The sequence below is a fragment of the Italian clover phyllody phytoplasma str. MA1 genome, assembly GCF_000300695.1.
In the GTDB taxonomy this organism is placed as follows: Bacteria; Bacillota_I; Bacilli_A; order Acholeplasmatales; family Acholeplasmataceae; genus Phytoplasma.
Window position 1 is genome coordinate 1 of record NZ_AKIM01000028.1, and the last position, 15,471, is coordinate 15,471.

Genomic DNA, 15,471 nt, shown 5'->3' on the forward strand with positions numbered 1-15,471 from the left:
AAATTATATAAACAATTTGATATAATAATTATTTAAAAAAGAGCGATATTTTTTTATTTATTTAAAGCTTAAATACAACGTTAAAAAAACCAAGATCTATTTTTTTTAACATTATTATTTAATCTATCTAATTCTTGCAATTTCAAAAACAGTTCTTTTTCAGTATTGCTGATTTTTGTAGGAGTTTTTATCTTAACAACAACATAATGGTCTCCCTTGCGAGAAGAATTTAAATAAGCTATTCCTTTGTTTTTTAACCTAAACTTTGTATCCGTTTGGGTTCCTGCTGGGATTTTAAGTTCCACATCGCCATAAATAGTCGCTACACTAATGGTAGTTCCTAAAACAGCTTGATAAAAATCAATGAAAAGAGTGGTAATAATGTTTTGTTCATCTCTTTTAAAATGTTCATGCGGTCTTACTTTAATATCTACTAATAAATCGCCATTAGCAGCACCTAAATGACCACCATTACCGTTTTGAGGCGATCTTAAAGTCATACCACTTTCTACACCAGCCGGTATTTGCAAATTCATTTGTTTAACTTTTTTGACTCTTTTTTGTCCATTACAAGAAGAACATTTGTGCAAAATAGTTTGTTTTTCACCACGACATTGTGGACAAATTTGTCGAGAAGGAATATTGCCTAAAAGAGTTTGTTGGTTAACAACAACATAACCATTACCATGACAATAAGAACAAGTTTTCACACTTTGAGCGTTTTTAGCCCCTGTTCCTCGACAATGTTGACAATCTTCTTCTACGTGAAATTTAATGTCTTTTTCTACTCCTAAGGCAGCTTCTAGAAAATCAATTGTAGTTTCAATATGCAAGTCTGCTCCAACATTATTATTACGTCCTTGTCGTTGAGAACCAGAACTGCCAAAGAAATTTTCAAAAAGATCTTCAAAGTTGAACGAACCGCCACCGCCAAAACCTTCAAAACCGCCACCAAAACCACCAGTGTCACCAGCGTGACCAAAACGATCATAATTAGCTTTTTTATTAGGGTCTTTTAAAGTTTGATAAGCTTCTTGTACTTCTTTGAATTTACTTTCAGCATCTGCTTCTTTATAAACATCTGGATGAAATTTTTTAGAAAGTTTTCTATAAGCGGATTTAATTTCACTCGCGCTAGCTTCTTTAGTTAAACCTAAAACGCTATAATAATCTTTTTTTTGTTTCAAAATAAATCTCCTAATTAGAATAATAATTTACGATAATAAAAGAAACCAAAAAAAGTCATAAAGGCTTTTTTTGGTTCATTAAAATATTAAATTAGATTATTATTTTTTTTCTTCTTCAAATTCAGCATCAACTGTTTTATCGTCGTTTTTATCGTTATCATGGTTATGATCATGACTGTGGTCGTGCGCGTTTTTAGCTTGCTCTTGCGCTTGTTGATAAGCTTGAAGAGTAATGTTTTGCGCTTCTTTTTCTAAAGTTTTTAATTTTTCTTTGATGACAGCTTGATCATCACCTTTTAAAGCTTCTTCTAAGTTTTTAATATGTTCTTCTACTTTAGATTTTTCTTCAGGGTTAACTTTGTCTTTCAAATCTTCTAAAGTTTTTTGAGTTTGGAAAATTAGTTGTTCTGCGTTATTACGTGTATCGATTTTATCTCTTTGGATTTTATCAGATTCAGCGTTTTCTTCAGCTTCTTTAATCATACGATTAATTTCTTCTTCTGATAAAGAACCAGTTCCAGAAATAGTAATTTTTTGTTCTTTATTAGTGCCTAAATCTTTCGCTTTAACAGAAACAATACCGTTAACGTCAATATCAAAAGATACTTCGATTTGAGGAACTCCTCTTGGAGCGGGTGGAATATCGTTTAAACGGAAACTTCCTAAAGTTTTATTTTCTTTCGCTAAAGGTCTTTCTCCTTGTAAAACGTGGATATCCACAGAAGGTTGATTATCAGCAGCAGTGGAGAAAATTTGTGATTTAGAAGTAGGAATAGTAGTGTTTCTTTCGATTAATTTAGTGAAAACATTACCTAATGTTTCAATCCCTAAGGAAAGTGGAGTTACGTCTAAAAGAACGATATCTTTAACGTCTCCCATTAAAATACCACCTTGAATAGCAGCTCCCATAGCAACTACTTCATCAGGGTTAATACTTTTATTAGGATTTTTTTTCAATTCTTTTTTCACTAATTCTTGAACAGCAGGAATTCTTGTTGAACCACCCACTAAAAGAACTTGATCAATTTCTTCCGCTTTCATGCTAGCATCAGTTAAAGCACGTTTAACAGGCGCTAAACAACGTTCTACTAAACCACGTGTTAATTCATCAAATTTAGCTCTTGTTAAAGTATATTCTAAGTGAAGAGGTCCACTTGTAGGATTCATACTGATGAAAGGTAAAGAGATTTGCGTAGAAACGATACCACTTAATTCTTTTTTTGCTTTTTCAGCAGCATCTTTTAATCTTTGAGTAGCGATTTTATCTTTAGATAAATCCACTCCATTATCTTTTTTAAATTCTTTAATTAAAAATTCAATAATACGTTCATCAAAATCATCACCGCCAAGTTTGTTATCACCGGAAGTAGATAAAACCGAAAAGTTACCTTCAGCTAAATTTAAGATAGAAACATCGAAAGTTCCTCCTCCTAAATCAAAAACTAAAATATTTTGTTCTTTTTCGCTTTTATCAATGCCGTAAGCTAAAGCAGCTGCTGTTGGTTCATTAATAATTCTTTTCACTTCTAAACCAGCAATTTTACCGGCATCTTTAGTCGCTTGTCTTTGTGAGTCATTGAAATAAGCAGGTACAGTAATAATTGCTTGGCTAACTTCAGCCCCTAAATAATCTTCTGCTTGTTTTTTTAAATTTCTTAAAATCATAGCACTTATTTCTTGGGGAGTATATTTTTTGTTGTTTACATCAACAGTATAACCTTTCTCGCCCATATGTCTTTTCACAGAAATAATGGTGTTAGGGTTAGTAAGCATTTGTCTTTTAGCTACTTCACCTACCATGATTTCGTCGTTTTTAAACGCTACAACTGAAGGAGTAGTTCTACTACCTTCCGCATTAGGAATAACTTTAGCTTCTCCGCCTTCTATTACAGCAACACAAGAATTAGTTGTTCCTAAGTCAATACCAATAATTTTATTTGTTTTCGCCATTTTTATTTTCACTCCATTCATTTACTTTTACCATAGCTGGTTTAATAATTTTATCTTTGTATAAAAAGCCTTTTTGTAAAACAACAACGTTAACGTCGTTTGGTTGTTTTACATCAGAAATTTTTTCTACTGCATGATGATATTTAGGATCAAATTTCTCACCTAAAGCTTTTATTTCTACAACGCCGTCTTTTTCTAAAACATCGTTAATTTGCTTGTTAATCATTTTAAAACCAAAGAGAAATTTTTGCAACATTTCATCTTCAGTAGGCATTTCTAAAACTTGTCCTAATTGTTCTAAAGGGACTAACATGTCGGTAATCAAATTCATAGAAGCGTATTTAACGTCTGCTACTTTTTCTTTTTGAAGTCTTTTTTTCAAATTCTCTAAATCTGCTTGAGATTTTAATTTTTCATTGATTAATTCGGTTTTTAATTGTAATAATTCCGCTTGTAAATCTTTTTCATCTTTTTTGGACGATGAATTGTCTTTATCATGGGAATTAGAGGATGATTGTTCATCCTTTTTTTTATCACAACCATCGCAATCCTTTTTAGAAGATTTTTCTGGTTGGTTGTTTTTGCTTTCTTCTTGAGAAGCGTTGTCTTTTTTATCACCTTGACAACCACAATCTTGGTCTTTTTGAACTTCTTCAGTTTGATGATTTGGTTTTTTCATCTTTTCTTCGTTTTTATGTGTTTTTTTATTTTTATTCATGTAAAAATAAACTCCTATTTATTCCAATTTATAATTATTTTTGTCATATAGCTGCGACAAATGAGCGGATAAATATTCCAAAAGGGGGACAATTTCTTGAAAATTCATGATAGTCGGTCCTAAAATAGCAATTGATCCTTTTTCATTTTCATTAATATCATAAGGAATAGAAATAATCATAAATTTATTGTACGGCATTAAGCTAATTTGATTAGCGAATTTATAAATAACTTCTTCATAATTAAAAAAAATTCTGTTTAATTCTTCATTTTCTAATATTTTAAAAATGTCTTTCGCGGATGTAAGGTCTTTGCATTCCGAATTATCGTAAAAATTAGAAACACCATATACATAAAAATTATCAGTCGCAAAATTATAAAAGGTTTCGACCAAAGATTGTACCAGTTGTTCTTTATATTCGGTATATGCTGCAAAAACGGTAGCAACAATATCGCTTTTCAGAATTTCTATTGCTTCATATAAATATTTACCAATTAACAAATGATTTAATTCAGAAAATATTATTTGCAAATCTTGCAATGACAATTCGCTATCTTTTTCTAAAACAATATTTTGATGTTGAACATTGCCATTATCCGTCACAATCAAAATAAGGGCTTGTTCTAAATTTAAAGGAATAAAATCGATTTTATTAATTTTATTAGTTTTTAAAACATCAGGACCTATCATTAAAGTCGCATAATTAGTTAAATTACTTAATAGCTCTAAAACTTCTTTAATAATTTTTTCTTTATTTAAACTTTTTTTATTTAAAATTTGGTCAAATAAAGAAATCATTTTAATAGTTTCATTATTGCGTGTTATTAAATTATTAAAATAAAAAGCATAGCCTTTTAAAGAAGGTATTCTGCCGCTAGATTTATGAGTTTTTTTTAAATAACCTTTTTTTTCCAATTGTGCCATATCATAACGAATAGTAGCGCTGGAAAAATTTAAATAAGGCAAACTCGCTAGCAATTTAGAACCAACAGGTTGATCTTCTTTGGAATAATTTTCAACAACGGCCTTTAAAATCAATCTTTTTCTATCAGAAAGCAAAATAATACTCCTTGGCACTCATTTAATATGACTGCTAATAGTATTATATTAATTTTTATATCAAATGTCAAGTATAAAATTATAAAAAAGTTATTTTTTTTTTTTTTTTAAATAAGTCTCTTTTTTCTCAGATAAAAAATAGTATATAATATAGTTAAGATCTTAAAAAAACAATTCTATTTATTTATTTTGTAAAACTAAATATATCATAATACTAAAAGAAGGTAGAAAAACAAAATAACTTTATGTACGTGAATAAAATACCCAAAAAATACTTATTCATTTCTTTTTTTATCTTTTTATTGGCCGGTTTTTTTTATTACCGTATGTTTTTTAACTTGGAAACACAACCAAACCTTTTTCATTATAACAAAAATAATCAATTATTCAAGACAAACGATAACGATATGAAAAAGAAATGCGAAATTATTGAAAAAATTCACAAAAACATCCAAACTGTTTTCGAAAAAGAAAAAAACAAAGAAAAACCAGCTTCTTCTTATGAATTGAAAAGGCATAAATTCCGTATTGGCGAAACAGTATACGCTTTTACATTGGATACAAAAGAAAATATCAAGCCATTCCAAGAAGGCATCATAAGTGAAGATTACGACGAAAATAATACCCATTATTTGCCCATTTCTATTAAAGGTAAAAATAATAAAATTTTTTTCAACACCAAAGGTGAATTTATCGGCATTTCTTTGCCTGATAAGGAGAATAAAAATAACAAAACTGAAATTAACTATATTATCACTTCTAACAGTATGTATAATTTTTTAAAATGTATCATCCATACCATAACCATAGAGGAAGATGAAGAATTTTTCCAACAAGAAGATACTCATAATAAATTTTTTTTGCCAATCAAGATAAAAGAAACAGACCAAGAAGACAAAAAATTTAATATCTTCTTAGATCAAAACGGTCTTTTTTTAGGTTTAATTCATCAAAATTTTCCTGAAAAAGTTATCTCCTTTGAACAATATTTAAAAAAATACTTAATTGATACTTATTGTTCAGCCTCTTTAAAAAATATTGAAAAACCACATCATACAGAATTGCCTACTGAAACCATTTCTCCTTTAGAAGATTCGTCTCTTTCTGAAAAAGAATCATTATCCAGCAAAATTCGTTCTTTATCGAAACTTAATTTTTTAATCAATTATAAAGATTTTCTAGGTTCTGGTTTTATTTGGGACATAGATAAAATTAAAGATAAATATACAGGAGAAATAAAATATAAATATTATCTTTTAACAAACCGCCACGTGATAGAACACGCGCGCAAAAACGAAATTATTCATATTTTTAACCACGAATTTAAACAGAAAACAGCTTCTGTATATAATTATATCAATAATAAGCGCGATACAGATGACATAGGTATTGTCACTTTTATTGATTCCGACCATGAATTATTTAAAAAAGTGGAAGATATTTTAAAAACAGCGAAACAACCTTTTCTCCAACCAGAACCATCTCTGACCTTAAAAGAAGGGGAAGATATTTATAGTATAGGTTCTCAATTGATAAAAAACCCTAAAATAGCTTTCACTTTCGTATACGAAAACGAAATACTACAAAATCAAGAAAATAATTATCCTTTTTTTGGTTCCGGATGGCCTTATATCAATCCCATTTCTCAAAGTCCTAGGCAATATCCAGAAATTAATTTATTGAAAAAAGGTAGCATTATTTACCATAATGAAAAAGAAATTAATTTCAATATTCAAATCGATAGCGGCAATAGCGGAGGAATGGTGTTTAACAATAAAGGTCAAATTATAGGGATGAATAGAAGCGTTCTTCAAGGTGATAAAACCACCGATAGTTTTTCCCAAGCGATCAATATGATCCACATTAACGAAAGATTTGAAGAAATGAAACAAAGACTTCAAGTAAATCCAACTTTTGAAGATAAAGATTACCAAATTATTTTACAAAATAAAATAAAGAAATTTCAAAATAAATTTAAAGACAACAAACCTAGCAAAATAAATTTTTTTGTTCAAGATTTATTGCTCTTGGATCAAAAACCAATCGTTATTCCTTCCTCTTCTCAAGAGAAGACAAAAAAAACGAACAAATTTTTGATTTATTTAGTCGGCAATTACGATTATAAAGAAGAAATCTTTTTCATGGACCCTCATCAAGAAGATTTAGAAATTCACTTAAAAAAAATAGATGGCAAAAAGGGGTATGAAAACTTAGAATTAATTATACACAAACGCAATAAAGAAAATAAAAAAATCTCCGCAACTTACACACGTAAATTTAATAACTATGATTTATATAAAGGCGATAACTCTTTTTTGTCTTTAGAATTGAAAAATGCCCCAAAAAAAGAAAAGATAGATTTATCAGATAAGATCAAAAATTCTTTAATCGTTTGGCATAAAGGTAACGGTCAAAACGGTAATGGTGTTATTCTTCATCAACAAAGATTAGCCAATAATAAATTTTTATATTACGTTTTATCTAATTGCAATACTGACTATGAATTTGAAGATCAAAAATACGAAAAGATGGATAATTGGATCAATAATTTTATCAATGTTTTTTCAGATGAAATTAATATTATTACCTCTACTCCTGATGAAGGCAAAAGAAAAGAAAAAGGACATTTACAAAGTTTTCTTTTTGATAAAAATAATTTAATTTTATTAACTTTTGAATCTGATTATAATTATCCTATTGCAGAAATGACCAAAATTTCCGATTTAAAAATAGGCCAAGAAGCGTATTATCTATTCAATTCAGATAATAAAGTTAATTTTCCCCAATTTTTCAAAAGCAAAGTTGGCAGTCTGAAAGGAGATTCGGCTTTATTTGATTCTGTTTTCAACTTAAAACATAAAAAGAAAACATTAAATTTTCTTTTTTTTGATAAAGATAATCGTTTTATCGGGATCAATGATGTTGTCAGCGACAATTTCAACACTCCACTTCACTTTATAAAAACTTCTAATATCAAAGAGAAAAGTGTGGTTGAATTGTTCCGTTATCAAAAATTAAAAAATAACGCTAACCAAATTTTTTCAATTATTTTCTTAAATATTATCCTTTTTATTATCATTATCTTTTTGCTTAATGATGACAACAAAAGAAAAAAGAAATGGAAAAAAATCCATATTTAATCTTGGTTTCTCTATTAGCTAAATCTCCAGCAATAAAACCTTCACCAAACTCATCTAAAAGTTATACTAAAAATGAGTCCTCGGAGGTTTTCTTTTTTATTTTTATAAATCTTTTTATGTTATAATGCAAGCGGATAATATTTGCTTTTTAATATTTAATTTTGGAAAAGAAAAAATTCAAAAATGCTAATATAATCCATTTTACAAATCAAACTTAAATTAGAAAAGAGTTTAGAACAATAAACAATTATCATTCCCACATATCACATCAAAAATCAATTAAAAAAATCTTTATTCTCCTTTTAACCCTTTTTCTTTTGGTTTTAATTAATAATAAGCTTCTTTTCGGGGCTAACAATAATTTAAAGAACGTTATTCCCATACATCAAGAACTATTAAACAATAAAGAAATAGCAGAAAGAGAATTAGGGATTGCTAAAAAATTAAACGAACTAATTCAAAACCAAAAAGAAGATCATTCAGAATTTAATGGATTTATAGATAATTTAGAAAATCAACAAAATTCTCAAACAATTATCAGCAAATGGGTAGCTTGCGAAAAACAATACCAAATAGCAAAAACAGAATCAGACGTAATAGAAAATGAAAAAGAAGAAGACAAAGAAGAAAAACCCTCTTTTGACGATTTATTAACTTCATTCAACAATGTTAACGAAGAATTTAAAAAAATTATCACTCGACTCAAAAAATACAACACCAAATTAACCAAACAAAGAGTAGAAGAAAAACAAAAATCAGTCCAAGAATGGTTGTCATTAGTGGATCTATCTGCGGGAGATAACGAAGTCTTAATCGCTTTAAAAAAAGAGATTACTGACCAAATACAAAATGATGAATCAGACAATAACGCTTTATCTTTGATGAAAAAAGGTAACGATTTATTTGAAAGTTATGAAATAGAGGATAAAAGTCCCTCTATGAATAATAAATTAGACCGCGCTAAAATTTATTTCGAAGATGCCTTACAAAAATATAATCAAATAAAAGAAAAATTAAAATCATTCATTGATTACACATTAGAAAAACCCCGAGAAAAAAACGCTCAATTAGAACGTTTAGAAAAAAACCAACAAGCCTTAGAAAAATGGCAAAACATTTTATTAACCCTGATTATCTTTCATTTGATTATATTCGCTTTATATATAATTTATCTTTCTTTTAAAACAAAAGAAAACTGTTTTCCCCCTGAAAAACAGGAACCAAACTTTAATATTGAAAGATAAATAAAAAAGAGCCCATAAAGCTCTTTTTTATTTATTAAACGAATTCATATCATCAATTCTCACATCAAAATAACAAAAGCGATAGCGTAATTATCTGTGTGCGAAATAGAAATCATAATTTTATTTTGATAAGGATCAATAACGCAGGGCAAACCATAAGGCTCATGATTTAAAATAGACCAATCAGAATAATTATGAGTTAAATCGCCTTTAGCGTAAGCTTTAAAAATAGCTTCCTTAGCAGCCCATCTTCCTGCGACATAACTATACTTTACCTCTTTATTAGTAATAGTAGCATAACATTCGTGTTCTTTAAGAGATAAAATTCTATTAGCTATTTTATCCAATCCAACATCTTTTATTTTTTTTATTTCTACCAAATCCACACCAATATTTTTCATTTTATTATTTTTTACCTTTTTTTCTTTTTATATTTCGGATAAACTTTGTTCCAGTTCTTCTTCATCAATAATTTTAATTCCTAAAGTGCGAGCTTTGACTAATTTAGAACCACTATCGTGACCACAAATTAAATAATCTATATTTTTAGAAACAGAATTAACGATTAAAGCACCTTTTTTTTCTAAAAGAGAGGATATTTCTTTGCGCGAATAATGTTTCAAACTACCTGTTAAAACAATTTTTTTGCCTTTAAAGAAATTATCTTGAACTGTTGTTGTATTTTTATAATCATTTTGAAATTGAAGATTATGTTGCGTTAAAAGATTTATTTCTTCCCAATTTTGAGGTTTTTTAAAATAATCTCCCAGACTTTCAACAATTTTAATGCCTACTTCAGGGATGGCTAATAAGTCCTCTTCGGTAGCTTCTTTTAAAGCATAGATGTTGTGATATTTTTGAACTAAAATTTTAGCAACCTTAATCCCAATATGTTTAATACCTAACGCGAACAAGAGCCTTTCAAAAGGTTGAGATTTGCTGGTTTCTAAAGCGTTTAAAATATTGTTAACCTTTTTACTTTTAAAACCTGGCAAGTCTTCTAATTGACTACGAAAAGAGTTTAAAGAATATAAATCAGATATTTGTTTAACAAAACCTTTTTGAAAAAACAGAATTAAAGTTTTTTCTCCTAAAACATTAACATCCATCGCTTCTCGGGAAACAAAATGAATTATTTTTTTAATTTGTTTTTCTTCGCAAACTTCATTTAAACAAAAATAATCTACTTCATCAGCTTTTTTATCTAACTGTGTTTGACAAAAAGGGCAATGAGTAATCATTTTAAAAGGAGTTTGATCGGTCCTTTTTTCTTGAATAATGTTAATAATTTCAGGAATAATAGAACCGGATTTATGTATTAAAACAGTATCCCCAATCCTAATGTCTTTTTTTTGAATATAATCATAATTATGCAAAGAAACTTTAGAAATAACACTACCACTCACCATAACCGGCAATAATTCCGCTACAGGAGTTACAGAACCAGTTCTACCCACTTGAAAGGTAATTTTTTTAACAATAGTTTCTCCTTGGGAAGAATTAAATTTATAAGCTATGGCCCATTTAGGGAATTTACTAGTATAACCAATAAGGGGATGAAGTTCTAATTGGTTGACTTTAACCACAACTCCGTCCGTATCATACGGTAAAGTATCTTTTAATTTTTCATATCGATTAATATGAGTAATTAATGCTTCAAATGAATCTGCCACATAATAATAAGGATTAACAGAAAAACCCATTTCCTTTAAAAAGTCCAAAACCTCTTTTTGAGTTTTAACAAAAGCAGTCGGTTTGACAATATGATAGATAAAAGACGACAAAATCCTTTGAGATACGGTATCAGAATTTAATAACCTAATTGTCCCTGAAGCGGCATTACGAGGGTTGGAAAAAAGCGGTTTATTATTTTTTACCTGTAAAGTGTTTAATTTTTCAAAATCATCATGTTTAAAAAAAATTTCCCCTCTTACTTCTAAATCGATATCTTTTTGTATTTTTAAAGGAATATTTTTAATGGTTTTAATGTTATCGATTACCGCTTCTCCTACTTGCCCGTTCCCTCTAGTAGTGGCTTGGACTAAAATACCTTTTTCATATTTTAAATTAATCGCCACTCCATCAATTTTCAATTCCGTAATAAAATGGGAACGACTGACTTTTTTCAAAACACGATGATAAAAGTCTTTTAACTCTTTAAAGTCAAAAACATTTTTTAAAGATAACATAGGCACTTCGTGAACTATTTTTTTAAATTTAGAATTAACCGCTCCGCCTATTTTAAAAGTAGGACTATAATTTAATCTATATTCAGGGTACTTTTTTTCCAAAGAAATCAATTCTTGTAAGGAAGCGTCATACTGTTGATCTGTTATTTCAGAAGTGTTTAAATTATAATAATCATAATTAGCTTTATTAATCAAGTCTGTTAAAAATTTAATTTTATTTACTATTTCTGTCTTCATTCTTTTCACCTTGCTTGAATTATAACATATTAACGCTATTTATCCTTAAGAACGTTAAAAAACGTTCTATATTTTATTTCCTTTTTAAAAGAAAAGACCTTAGAAAAGGTCTTTTAAAAAGGTAAAACAGAAATTATTTAAAAAGAAAAGATCAATATTCAGAATATTTTAAAGCTTTCTTAATTCTTAAATTATCATCTTTTTTCTTTAAATCAGCTCTTTTATCGTATTTTTTCTTACCTTGAGCTAAAGCGAACTCTAATTTAAAGAAGTTTTTGATTAAGAATAGTTTAATCGGAATAACGCTAAAATTTTTCAATTTAATTTTGCTTTTTATTTGTAAAATTTCTTGCTTTTTCAACAAAAGCTTCTTTTTCCTATTTTCTTCAAAATCAAAATTATTACTAAAATCATATTTAGCGATTTTCATATTATAAACAAACAATTCATCGCCCACAAAATAAATGTAAGAACTATCTAAATTAACTTTGCCTAAACGGATAGATTTAACTTCGTTACCCAATAATTTAATTCCAGCACAATATTTTTTATCTAAGAAATAATCATAAGAAGTTTTTTTATTTAAAATGACAGTTTTTTTCATTGTTATTCGTCATCTCTTTCGTTATTTTATCAAATGCGAAATAAAAATAACATAAAAACAATTATAATCATTCATACATTTCAAAAAATAAATTTTAAAAATAAAAATTAGACATCATTGGCGATAAGTCTTTTTGAAAAATAAAAAAGCTACAACAATTAAAACAGTGTTATTTTTTAGTGATTTCTTGGTAAGCAACTAAAGAACGTTTAATAACGTTTTTAGCTTCTTGTTTTCCTTCTATTTTTTCGATAGAAACTGTTTTTTTATCTAAATCTTTATAATGAAGTAAAAAATGTTCTATTTCGGCTACTAAAGGTTGAGGCAAATCTTTAATATCTTGGTACTGTTCCATTAAAGGATCTCTCACAGGAACAGCGATCAATTTTTCATCTAATTCTCCGTTATCAATCATGCGAATCGCTCCGAGAGGACGACAATTAACTAAAACCATCGGATCTAAGGGTACTTGGGATAAAACAAAAACATCCAGCGGATCGTTATCTTCACAATAAGTTAAAGGGACGAAACCATAATTAACAGGATAACGAAAAGACGTCGTCAAATAGCGATCTAATGATAACAAGCCTGTTTCTTTATCAATTTCGTATTTTTTCTTACTACCTTGAGGGATTTCGATTAAAACAACAAATTGGTCTTCAGTGATTCTCTTAGGATTAATATCGTACATTATATTCATAATTTTCTCCGTTTAAAATTAAAAATTTATTTTATTTATTATTTTTTTACACTATCCAAGATAATGCTGATTTTTTAAATGTGTGTGTTAAATAAAGATATCCCTTTAACAAACAAAGTTTTCTTTTTTAAAACGTTAATAGATAAATGATTAAAAAACATCTCTTTATTTTTCTGGATGCTAGAAATCATCACTTTATCGATAAATTGTAATTTTTCTGGTCCATTTTTTTCTTCGTTAAAAATTTCATATAAATAAAGATAAAAATTGTTTTCTGCGTCATTTTTCATTTTTAACAAAAAGCCAATAGTTTGATGTTGTGGTGCAAAAGATAAAGTCAGTTTCATTTCTTGTAAGGGTTTGATTTTTTTATTTTCCAAAGTAGAATGGATGGAAAATTTTTCTGGAACATATTTATGGCTTAAATTTTTAATCAAATGAAATAATAAATTTTGCTCCAACGACTCAATATCAGTTGAAGTAGCGATTTTATCCAATAACTGTTCAATAGAAAGTTCTACTTCTTCAGAAATATTTTCGCCTCTCACGATTTCCATTAAATGTTGAAAATAAATCACTAAATGTTTTTGTAAAGTATCTAAATCATTGTCTCTAAAATGTATTATTTCATGGATCAATTCTAACAAAGAATAACCTGTGTTTTTACAATTGCAAAACGAAATATTAACCGAATCGATCGCCTTTATTTCGTTCTTTTTAAAATAAAAACACCCTAAAGCCGGTTCTTTCTTCAATAAACGATAAAAATCAACCGTTTCTAAAGCTATTCTATCGTATTTATCGTCAACAAACTCTTCTTTAATGCCGGAAAAATCAATCAAATCAAATAAAAGATTAACTTTAGGGATATGATGATCCACAAGACCAAAACATAACTGTTTAAAGTTTAACCATTCTTGGAAAGAAATACAAGGAACTGTTTTAACTTGGGCTACGTTATAAAAAAGCCTTATTTTTTTAGAAAACAAAGAACCAAAATCATGTTTCCATCCTATAAAAGAATGTTTTTTGGATGAATGTTTTTTATAATCATTTTCTAACAACGAAAAAGAAACATCAATCGCAGCGGATTCATCAAATTTTTCCTGTTGTGAAATTACATCATCATTTGCAGATAAAGATTTTTTATCTATCATTTTTCTTGTTTTTTTTTCTTCTAAAATGTTTAACTCTATTTCTTCTTTTTTTTGGCTTTTTTCCATAGCATAAACAAAAAAAGAGTTAAAATAAAATAAAACTATCGAAATAAAAAATAATAAATTAATTTTTTTTAAACAAAATTTACTTTTTTTCAATTTTTTTCTTTCTAATTTTTAATTTAATAAAAATTAATAATACATAAACATTATAACAAATGCATCAAATTTTGTTTAAAAAAAGTTAATTTTAAATATAATCAATGGTGGCTCCGGGCAGAATCGAACTGCCGGCACGAGGTTCTTCAAACCACTGCTCTACCGACTGAGCTACAGAGCCAAATATTATTTACTTGGCGGTCCGGACGGGGATTGAACCCGCGATCTCCTGCGTGACAGGCAAGCATGTTAACCACTACACCACCGGACCTTTTTGTGTTTTTTTGGTTGCGGGAGTAGGATTTGAACCTACGACCTTCGGATTATGAGCCCGACGAGCTACCAAACTGCTCTATCCCGCGATCTCAACTTAAATCATAAAAATTATAATATAAGTTATTGGTAAATATTTATAAAAAATTATTTTTAAATATTGGCGGAGGAAGAGGGATTCGAACCCCCGCGTCCTTTCAGACCTTCCAGTTTTCAAGACTGGCCCCTTCAACCGGACTTGGGTATTCCTCCAAAAAATAATTATAACAAAATTTTAATTAAATTTATGGTGGACCCGGTAGGATTCGAACCTACGACCAACCGGTTATGAGCCGGTGGCTCTGACCAACTGAGCTACAGGTCCATACGATGGTGGCGGCAGAGGGACTTGAACCCTCGACCTCACGGGTATGAACCATGTGCTCTAGCCAGCTGAGCTACACCGCCTTTATTTAAATTTTGTTTTTTTAATTTTTAATTTTTGAAATTATTAATATTAATGTTGGTGGAGCTTAGCGGATTCGAACCGCTGACCTCCTGTGTGCAAGACAGGCGCTCTACCAACTGAGCTAAAACCCCTTTTTTAATGGTACCTGAAGCCGGACTTGAACCGGCACGGCTCTAAAACCATGGGATTTTAAGTCCCACGTGTCTACCTGTTCCACCATTCAGGCAAATAAGCCAAATTAATTTTTCGTTTATATTTGTCTAAAAATTAAATAAAATGGTGACCCGTAAAGGACTCGAACCTTTGGCACCTTGATTAAAAGTCAAGTGCTCTACCAACTGAGCTAACGGGCCTCATAATGGTGCCAAAAACAGGAATCGAACCCGCAACCTACTGATTACAAGTC

11 protein-coding genes and 9 tRNA genes are annotated in these 15,471 nt (G+C 28.9%); 2 read left to right on the plus strand and 18 right to left on the minus strand.

All coding sequences use genetic code 11. The features are described 5' to 3' along the window. Positions 1-80: 80 nt before the first annotated feature. The 4 genes from dnaJ to hrcA all read right to left on the minus strand — a co-directional run bounded on the left by dnaJ (position 81) and on the right by hrcA (position 4,914). Positions 81-1,187: a molecular chaperone DnaJ gene (dnaJ, locus tag RI01_RS01675; RefSeq protein ID WP_017192933.1), complete on the minus strand. Its 1,107-nt coding sequence runs from the start codon at positions 1,185-1,187 to the stop codon at positions 81-83. A gap of 99 nt (positions 1,188-1,286) precedes the next feature. Then, a complete protein-coding gene (dnaK, locus tag RI01_RS01680) occupies positions 1,287-3,137 on the minus strand; it encodes a molecular chaperone DnaK (protein WP_017192934.1) in 1,851 nt (616 codons plus the stop codon). Then, positions 3,121-3,855, minus strand: a complete 735-nt coding sequence (locus tag RI01_RS01685; protein ID WP_017192935.1) for a nucleotide exchange factor GrpE — start codon at positions 3,853-3,855, stop codon at positions 3,121-3,123. The genes dnaK and RI01_RS01685 overlap by 17 nt, the downstream gene beginning before the upstream one ends. An 18-nt stretch (positions 3,856-3,873) precedes the next feature. Beyond that, positions 3,874-4,914, minus strand: coding sequence for a heat-inducible transcriptional repressor HrcA (gene hrcA, locus RI01_RS01690; RefSeq protein WP_017192936.1), 1,041 nt, complete (start codon positions 4,912-4,914; stop codon positions 3,874-3,876). Positions 4,915-5,159: 245 nt separating this feature from the next. Between hrcA and RI01_RS01695 the strand changes: the two genes are divergently transcribed. Then, entirely contained in the window at positions 5,160-8,054 is a 2,895-nt protein-coding gene (locus RI01_RS01695) for a S1 family peptidase (protein ID WP_017192937.1), read from the plus strand. Positions 8,055-8,371: 317 nt separating this feature from the next. Next, positions 8,372-9,298 (plus strand): hypothetical protein, encoded by a 927-nt coding sequence (locus RI01_RS01700; protein ID WP_017192939.1) that lies wholly within the window; start codon positions 8,372-8,374, stop codon positions 9,296-9,298. A 59-nt stretch (positions 9,299-9,357) separates the two neighbouring features. Here the strand turns inward: RI01_RS01700 and RI01_RS01705 are convergent, their stop codons facing one another. From RI01_RS01705 to RI01_RS01770, 14 genes are all read right to left on the minus strand, one after another. Continuing rightward, the gene (locus RI01_RS01705) at positions 9,358-9,699 is read right to left on the minus strand and encodes a holo-ACP synthase (RefSeq protein WP_017192940.1); all 342 of its coding nucleotides are present in this window, start codon (positions 9,697-9,699) and stop codon (positions 9,358-9,360) included. A 27-nt stretch (positions 9,700-9,726) separates the two neighbouring features. Then, positions 9,727-11,724: an NAD-dependent DNA ligase LigA gene (gene ligA, locus RI01_RS01710; RefSeq protein ID WP_017192941.1), complete on the minus strand. Its 1,998-nt coding sequence runs from the start codon at positions 11,722-11,724 to the stop codon at positions 9,727-9,729. 151 nt (positions 11,725-11,875) lie between these two features. After that, the gene (smpB, locus tag RI01_RS01715) at positions 11,876-12,328 is read right to left on the minus strand and encodes an SsrA-binding protein SmpB (RefSeq protein WP_017192942.1); all 453 of its coding nucleotides are present in this window, start codon (positions 12,326-12,328) and stop codon (positions 11,876-11,878) included. A 169-nt stretch (positions 12,329-12,497) separates the two neighbouring features. Beyond that, entirely contained in the window at positions 12,498-13,028 is a 531-nt protein-coding gene (locus tag RI01_RS01720) for an inorganic diphosphatase (protein ID WP_026052442.1), read from the minus strand. A 74-nt stretch (positions 13,029-13,102) separates the two neighbouring features. Beyond that, positions 13,103-14,344 carry a hypothetical protein gene (locus RI01_RS01725; protein WP_017192944.1) on the minus strand — a complete coding sequence of 414 codons (1,242 nt, stop codon included), beginning with the start codon at positions 14,342-14,344 and terminating at the stop codon, positions 13,103-13,105. Positions 14,345-14,449: 105 nt separating this feature from the next. Then, positions 14,450-14,525: transfer RNA gene (locus tag RI01_RS01730), tRNA-Phe, on the minus strand. A gap of 14 nt (positions 14,526-14,539) precedes the next feature. Further along, positions 14,540-14,615, minus strand: a tRNA-Asp gene (locus RI01_RS01735). Between the two features lie 14 nt (positions 14,616-14,629). Continuing rightward, positions 14,630-14,706: transfer RNA gene (locus RI01_RS01740), tRNA-Met, on the minus strand. Between the two features lie 72 nt (positions 14,707-14,778). Further along, positions 14,779-14,869, minus strand: a tRNA-Ser gene (locus RI01_RS01745). Positions 14,870-14,904: 35 nt separating this feature from the next. Next, a tRNA-Ile gene (locus RI01_RS01750) sits at positions 14,905-14,981 on the minus strand. A gap of 6 nt (positions 14,982-14,987) precedes the next feature. Then, positions 14,988-15,064 (minus strand) — tRNA-Met (locus tag RI01_RS01755). Positions 15,065-15,120: 56 nt separating this feature from the next. Next, positions 15,121-15,196, minus strand: a tRNA-Ala gene (locus RI01_RS01760). 8 nt (positions 15,197-15,204) lie between these two features. Further along, positions 15,205-15,291, minus strand: a tRNA-Leu gene (locus RI01_RS01765). Between the two features lie 51 nt (positions 15,292-15,342). Next, positions 15,343-15,418: transfer RNA gene (locus RI01_RS01770), tRNA-Lys, on the minus strand. Positions 15,419-15,471 lie beyond the last annotated feature (53 nt).

Bases quoted from the DNA above. Each gene is read 5' to 3' on its own strand.
- dnaK (WP_017192934.1), bottom strand. From the start codon at position 3,137: ATGGCGAAAACAAATAAAATTATTGGTATTGACTTAGGAACAACTAAT.
- RI01_RS01685 (WP_017192935.1), bottom strand. From the start codon at position 3,855: ATGAATAAAAATAAAAAAACACATAAAAACGAAGAAAAGATGAAAAAA.
- RI01_RS01695 (WP_017192937.1), top strand. From the start codon at position 5,160: ATGTACGTGAATAAAATACCCAAAAAATACTTATTCATTTCTTTTTTT.
- RI01_RS01705 (WP_017192940.1), bottom strand. From the start codon at position 9,699: ATGAAAAATATTGGTGTGGATTTGGTAGAAATAAAAAAAATAAAAGAT.
- ligA (WP_017192941.1), bottom strand. From the start codon at position 11,724: ATGAAGACAGAAATAGTAAATAAAATTAAATTTTTAACAGACTTGATT.
- smpB (WP_017192942.1), bottom strand. From the start codon at position 12,328: ATGAAAAAAACTGTCATTTTAAATAAAAAAACTTCTTATGATTATTTC.
- RI01_RS01720 (WP_026052442.1), bottom strand. From the start codon at position 13,028: ATGAATATAATGTACGATATTAATCCTAAGAGAATCACTGAAGACCAA.